The sequence below is a fragment of the Mycobacterium sp. genome, from assembly GCF_044342925.1.
Taxonomy (GTDB): domain Bacteria; phylum Actinomycetota; class Actinomycetes; order Mycobacteriales; family Mycobacteriaceae; genus Mycobacterium.
The window spans coordinates 1-5,820 of sequence record NZ_JBIIOV010000187.1 but is presented as its reverse complement, the minus strand read 5'-3'; the positions used below and the strand labels follow the sequence as shown (position 1 = coordinate 5,820).

Here is a 5,820-nt window from a genome sequence, read left to right as displayed (position 1 = left end):
AGCAGCGGGTTCTCCGGAGCGACGGGTTCGGTGGCGAACACGTCGAGTCCCGCGGCGGCCAGTCGACGGTTGCGCAGGGCGTCGGTCAGTGCCGTCTCGTCGACGATGGCGCCCCGGGAGGTGTTGACCAGCAGGGCCGTCGGTTTCATCAGGTCCAGCGCTGAGCGGTCGAGCAGGTTCTCGGTCTGCGCGGTGAGCGGCAGATGCAGGCTGACGATGTCGCTGGCGGCCAGCAGTTCGGGTAGCGGTCGCCAGCCCGGTGTGCCGTCGTCTCCGGTGCTGGTGTGCAGCACCGTCGCGCCCATCGCTGTCACGATCTGCTCGACGCGCCGGGCGATATTGCCGTAGCCGACCAGGCCGACGGTGCAGGCGCCGATGTCGCGCACCGTCTCGCCGAGGGTGGTGTCGGTGGGCCAGCCCCGCCCAGCGCGGGTGGCCCGATCCTGGTCGAGCAGCCGTCGCATCGCAGCCAGCATCAGCAGCACGGTGCCCTCCGCCGCCGACGGCGCGTTGGCGCCGGGCATATTCGCCACCGCGATACCCAGTTCGGTGGCCGTGTCAACGTCGATGGTGTTGACGCCGGCGCCGAGTTTGTGCACCAGGCGCAGCTTCTCGCCGCGGCGAAGGTCCGCACCGGTCAGCGGCCGCAGCACATGCCACACAGCATCGACCGAGGGCAGCTCGCGGTGCAGGGTGTCGTTGTCTTCCTCGTGGCACCATCGGATGTCGAGCCAATCCGATTCCGGCGCAACGATGTCGAGCACGGTCGGGCTGGGCAGGAAGTGCGCAAGAACGGTGAGTTTCGCTACCATCGCGCCCACTTAGTCGCGGACGAGCCGGGATTCACCGAATGCGTCCACGATGGCGCTGAGTTGATCGACGATTTCGGCGGAGTTCAGGGCTACGTCCCCGGCCAGCCACGCGCTGATCGTCTGGGTCACCCCGCCGACCACGAAGTAGGAGAACGCCTTGGTCCGCTCGTCGGCGGGCCGCTGCGTCAAAGTCTCGACGTGCTGGCAGGCCAGCATCACGAACAGCGCCTCGGTCTCCTGACGCTTTCGGATCACGGCGGTGTTGGACACCTGACTGCCGAAGACCAACCGGCCGACGCGTGGATCGGCCTGGATCGTTCGCACGATGTTGGTCAGCCCGGCCCGGGTCTGGTGCTCCACCGGTGCCGCCGCAACGGCGGCCTGGGTGGTGATGGCAAGCCTGCCGATCACCCAGTCGAAAACGGCGCCGATGAAGCCCTCCTTGTCGGAGAAGCCCTCGTAGAAATAGCGGGTGGCCAGTCCGGCCTGCTGGCAAATACCGCGGACCGTCAGTTGGGCGGGATCGACGTTGGTGCCCAGGAGTTCCAGGCCTGCCTCCAGCAGGCGGGCCCGTCGCCGGGCCAGACGGTCGGCAGCATCCACTCCTGCATACGGACGTGCCTGGGTCACTGCCATATCCTGACATCGCCGGAGGGGGTGGCACAATGTCTGGAAACCTCGGTTTCCAGATTTACCAGACAAAGGGGTCTCGGTGAGTACTCGCAAGTCCGTGAGCGTGGTGGAGCGTCCCGTCAGCGTGTCTGCGGTGCCGGCTGCCGATCGCAGCCTGGTGCAACGGCTGACCCGCCCGCCGATCTTCGACAACGGCATCCCCGGGATCGCGCTGCTGGCCGGCCCGGCGAACGTGATCATGCAGCTCGGCCATCCCGCCGTCGGGTACGGCGTCAAGGAGAGTCGCGTCGAGAGCGGCCGCATCGACCGCCATCCGATCAAGCGCGCACGAACCACGTTCACCTACCTTGCGGTCGCGACTCGTGGGAATGTCGAGCAGCAGAAGGCCTTTCGCAAAGCGGTGACCGCCGCGCACGCCCAGGTCTTCTCCACCGAGGACAGTCCGGTGAAGTACAAGGCCCTGGACCCGGAACTGCAGCTGTGGGTTGCGGCTTGTCTCTACAAAGGCGGCCTCGACGTGCGCCGGATGTTCATCGGCGAGATGGACGAAGACACCGCCGACGAGCACTATCGCGACAGCATGGCGCTGGGCACCATGCTCCAGGTCCGGCCCGAGATGTGGCCGGCCGACCGCTTCGCCTTCGACAAGTACTGGGACGAGCAGCTCGAGAAGATCCACATCGACGACACCATCCGCGAATTTCTGTACCCCATCGCGGTAGCCCGGCTGGGCTCATTCCGCATGCCCTGGCCGATTCAGAACGTCAACGAGAGCCTCGCCCTGCTCATCACCACCGGCTTTCTGCCGCAGCGGTTCCGCGACGAGATGAAGCTGGACTGGAACCAGGTCAAGCAGCGTGAGTTCGACGCCCTGATGACCGCGATTCGGCTCAGCGGCAATCTGGTGCCGTCGTTCGTGCGCAACTTCCCGTTCAATCTGCTTCTGCATGACGTGAACTGGCGGATGCGCACCGGACGTCCGCTGGTCTAGGTGTTCGGGCGTGCGCAGCGATAACGACAGCTGGGATATCACCACCAGTGTGGGCTCGACGGCGCTGTTCGTCGCCGCGGCCCGCGCACTGGAGGCACAGAAGGCCCAACCACTGGCTGTCGACTCCTGCGCGGAGGTGTTCTGCCGGGCGGCCGGCGGGCCCTGGGCCGAGGTGCTCGACGGACCCGCCGGCGACCACCCGTTGCGTTCGGAGGATTTCGGGCGGCATTTCGTCACCTTCCAGGCCGCGCGCACCCGCTATTTCGACGCCTACTTCCGGGCCGCCGCCGAGGCGGGGGTCCGCCAGATCGTGATGCTGGCGGCGGGTCTGGATTCCCGGGCCTACCGACTGGACTGGCCTGACGGGACAACGGTTTTCGAGCTCGACCAGCCCCGGGTTCTGGAGTTCAAACGCCAGACCCTGCGGGGTGTCACCCCGCGGGCCGAGCGCCGGGAGGTTGCCGTCGATCTGCGCGATGACTGGCCGGAAGCGTTGCGATCCAGCGGCTTCCGCGCCGATGAGCCCTCAGCGTGGATCGCCGAGGGGCTGCTGATCTACCTGCCCGCCGCCGCCCAGGAGCAGCTGTTCACCGGCATTGACGCGATGGCCTGCCTGGGCAGCCGGCTTGCCGTCGAAGAGGGTCGGCCGATGGATCGCGATGCCTTTACTGCCAAGGTTCGTGAGGCTAAGGCGGCCGACGACATGCGGGGCCAGTGGTGGCAGCTGGTGTACAACGAGCAGTGTGCCCCTGCGGCGCAATGGTTTTCCCAGCGCGGGTGGTCAGCCGAGGCGACGGCCCTGACCGATTATCTGGAGAGCGTCGGGCGTGTGACGCCGACTGATGACGTCGAGGTGACTGCCATGATCCACAGCATCACGCTGGTCAGCGCCGTCAAGGATTGACTAGTCAAACATCTGCGTTAGTCGAACATCTGCGTTAGTCAAACATGAGCGGCCGCAGGAACCGGTTGGCGCGGCGCAGGTATTCGGGCTGGCTGACGTGCAGGACGTGGTTGCCCGGGAACCAGTGCAGAGCGCAGCGGTCCCAGTGCTCCCACAGCGCCTCGGCATGGCTGGGCGGGGCAAGCCGGTCGCCGAGGCCGGTGATGATGAGCCGGCGGTCCCTGGACACCTTCGGCTTGTAGTTCAGCGGCGAGTGGTAGGCAAAACTGGAGTAGGACTCCTCGCGGCTCACGCCCCCGACTGCGCGCGCCAGCTGGACGACCTTGCTTACCGGCCACCAGTCGTCGAAGGTTGACTGCGGGGTGACCAGCGGAACGTTCGGAATGACCGCCTCAAGGCGGTCGTCGGCGGAAGCGACGAGCGCGGAGGTGTAGCCGCCCAGCGAGATGCCGGTCAGCGCGATGCGCTCAACACCTGTGTGCTCCAACCAGTTCAGGATGGTGCGGAAGTCGTAGACCGCCTGACCCATGGCCTCGGCGAACCCGCTCATGCCACCGGCGAAGTAGCCGTAGCCGCTGAACGGGGAACGCTCCTCGGCGCGGCGCCCGTGGAACGGCAGCGAGTAGAGCAGCACGTCGTAGCCGGAGCGGTAGAACCATGGCAGCGAGAAGAACAGCCCGTTGACCAGGTACGGCGAGCCCATGAATCCGTGAATGACGCACAAGGTGGGCCGGGGGCCGTCGGAGTGCCGCCAGTGCTGAAAGCGAACGATGTTGTTGCGCTTGTATTTTCCCCATCTCTTACGCATGGCGGGATTGATCGGCGTGAAGGTACTGGCGAACGCACCATTGTGGACGTGGCCGTTGGCGATGTATTCGGCGATCGGATTGGCCGTACGGGTGGAGATGTTGGGAATGTCCGTCGGCGCGGGGAAGGAGCGGGCAGGGTCCTTGTGCTTGGCAACGTCGGCGTAGAAGGCGATATTGTCGCGTTCCCGTTTCGCTTCGGACCGCTTCACCGCGGTGGTGAGAATAGTCGGAGCGACGGCGGCGGCAACCGCGGTCGCGATCGCGGTTCGCAGTCCGATATCGGCGACCGCAGAGGAGTCCACGATGGCCCGCTGGAACCTGGTCAGGTCGGAACGGTCGGGCAGGCCGGCGGCGCCGACGTCGGCGCCCGGCACGTCGGGCATCGGACGGGGCATCTCCGCGGGAACGGTCATCGTCCTACCGGCCTTTCCGGGCGCGCCCCTGGCGGGTGGCCCTGCACCGCCGCTGATGTTAGCGGCGCTAACTAGCATTGTGTACCCGAAACCGGTGAAATCAAAGAACTCGCTGGTCGCGGCGGCCTCGCTGGTCGCAGTAGCGTTGCTGGCAGTGGCGGTCTACGTCATGTTGTGGGTGGGGTTCGTCGTCCACTGGGCCTGGCTGGACACCGCCCTGACCCACGCCGCGTCGACAGCGTTCCCGTCCGGGCATGCGCTGGGCATGACGGTGGGCGTGCTGGCCTTCCTGACGGTGCTGTGGCCGCGTTTGACGCTCATTCGGCGTCGGGTGGCCGTCGCGGTGGGGGTAGGCCTGATCCTCACGGTGAGCCTGGCCCGGGTGATCCTCAACGTCCATCACCCCTCTGACGTGGTGGCCGGATGGGTGCTGGGGTTCCTTTACTACCTGCTCTGCGTCCGTTTGGTGTGTTCCTGGAGGCTGGGGCGACGGGGGCGACTACCCCTTGTTTGCTGTACTTGCCACAATGGGCTCCATTCGCAGTTGGGGAGGGGGTTGTGGGGTTGCTGGCGGTGGATCCCGCGGTGTTGGCCGGTGCCGGCGTGAGCGTGCTCGGGGTGGGCGAGGGCCTGATGCCGGCGGTGGCGGCGTTGTCGGCGGGCTTTCACGCCAACACCGGGCAGGATTCCGCTGGGGTGATGTTCGGCCGGCAGTACGCCGAGGCCGCTGATGCGGTGCTGGCTGCGGTGGCGGCGGGGATTAACGCGTGTGCCCAGACCGGGTACGGGGTGCAGGTCAGCGCGGTGAATTATTCACGGGCCGAGGCGATGTCGGATATCTCCGGTCGGGCGCAGCCGTTGGGGTCGCCGCCATGTCCGGTGCCGGTGTCGGCGCCGGCGGGGCCGAGTGTGACCGGGGCCGGGGTGGGCGAGCCGCTGTTGTGGGCGGTGGTGGCGATGTTGGTGGGGGATTTGTGGCCTTCCGGCAGTCCGGCGGGGATGCGGGCCGCGGCGGAGGCGTGGCGGGCGTTCGGGGCGGTACTGGGCGGGGTGAGCGGGGAGCTGGCGGGCCCGTCTGCGGTGGTGGGGGATCAGCAGATCCCGGAGGCTGAGCAGATCGTCTCGGTGTTGCGGGGTATCGGGTCGGATTTCGCGGGCATCAGCGCCCAATGCGCGGCGGTGGCAGCGCAGTTGGAGGGGTTCGCCGCCGATGTGGAGGCCACCCAGAATGCGATCCGGGATTTGTTGGCGCGGTTGG

The 5,820-nt window shown here is 67.1% G+C and carries 7 protein-coding genes; 4 read left to right on the top strand and 3 right to left on the bottom strand.

Features of this window, described 5'->3' with window-relative positions; genetic code table 11:
- Positions 1–812, bottom strand: an 812-nt coding sequence (locus ADBZ6I_RS15410; protein WP_526385352.1) for an NAD(P)-dependent oxidoreductase, incomplete at its 3' end; no start/stop codon positions are given.
- Positions 813–821: 9 nt separating this feature from the next.
- The gene (locus ADBZ6I_RS15405) at positions 822–1,448 is read right to left on the bottom strand and encodes a TetR/AcrR family transcriptional regulator (RefSeq protein WP_526385350.1); all 627 of its coding nucleotides are present in this window, start codon (positions 1,446–1,448) and stop codon (positions 822–824) included.
- 76 nt (positions 1,449–1,524) lie between these two features.
- Between ADBZ6I_RS15405 and ADBZ6I_RS15400 the strand changes: the two genes are divergently transcribed.
- Positions 1,525–2,436, top strand: coding sequence for an oxygenase MpaB family protein (locus ADBZ6I_RS15400; RefSeq protein ID WP_526385348.1), 912 nt, complete (start codon positions 1,525–1,527; stop codon positions 2,434–2,436).
- A gap of 10 nt (positions 2,437–2,446) precedes the next feature.
- The gene (locus ADBZ6I_RS15395) at positions 2,447–3,340 is read left to right on the top strand and encodes an SAM-dependent methyltransferase (protein ID WP_526385346.1); all 894 of its coding nucleotides are present in this window, start codon (positions 2,447–2,449) and stop codon (positions 3,338–3,340) included.
- Positions 3,341–3,374: 34 nt separating this feature from the next.
- Here the strand turns inward: ADBZ6I_RS15395 and ADBZ6I_RS15390 are convergent, their stop codons facing one another.
- Positions 3,375–4,562 (bottom strand): alpha/beta hydrolase, encoded by a 1,188-nt coding sequence (locus tag ADBZ6I_RS15390; RefSeq protein WP_526385344.1) that lies wholly within the window; start codon positions 4,560–4,562, stop codon positions 3,375–3,377.
- Positions 4,563–4,656: 94 nt separating this feature from the next.
- Between ADBZ6I_RS15390 and ADBZ6I_RS15385 the strand changes: the two genes are divergently transcribed.
- Positions 4,657–5,169 carry a phosphatase PAP2 family protein gene (locus ADBZ6I_RS15385; protein WP_526385342.1) on the top strand — a complete coding sequence of 171 codons (513 nt, stop codon included), beginning with the start codon at positions 4,657–4,659 and terminating at the stop codon, positions 5,167–5,169.
- A partial coding sequence (locus ADBZ6I_RS15380) for a WXG100-like domain-containing protein (protein WP_526385340.1) occupies positions 5,121–5,820 on the top strand: 700 nt, incomplete at its 3' end. The genes ADBZ6I_RS15385 and ADBZ6I_RS15380, both read left to right, overlap by 49 nt.

Bases quoted from the DNA above. Each gene is read 5' to 3' on its own strand.
- ADBZ6I_RS15405 (WP_526385350.1), bottom strand. From the start codon at position 1,448: ATGGCAGTGACCCAGGCACGTCCGTATGCAGGAGTGGATGCTGCCGAC.
- ADBZ6I_RS15390 (WP_526385344.1), bottom strand. From the start codon at position 4,562: ATGACCGTTCCCGCGGAGATGCCCCGTCCGATGCCCGACGTGCCGGGC.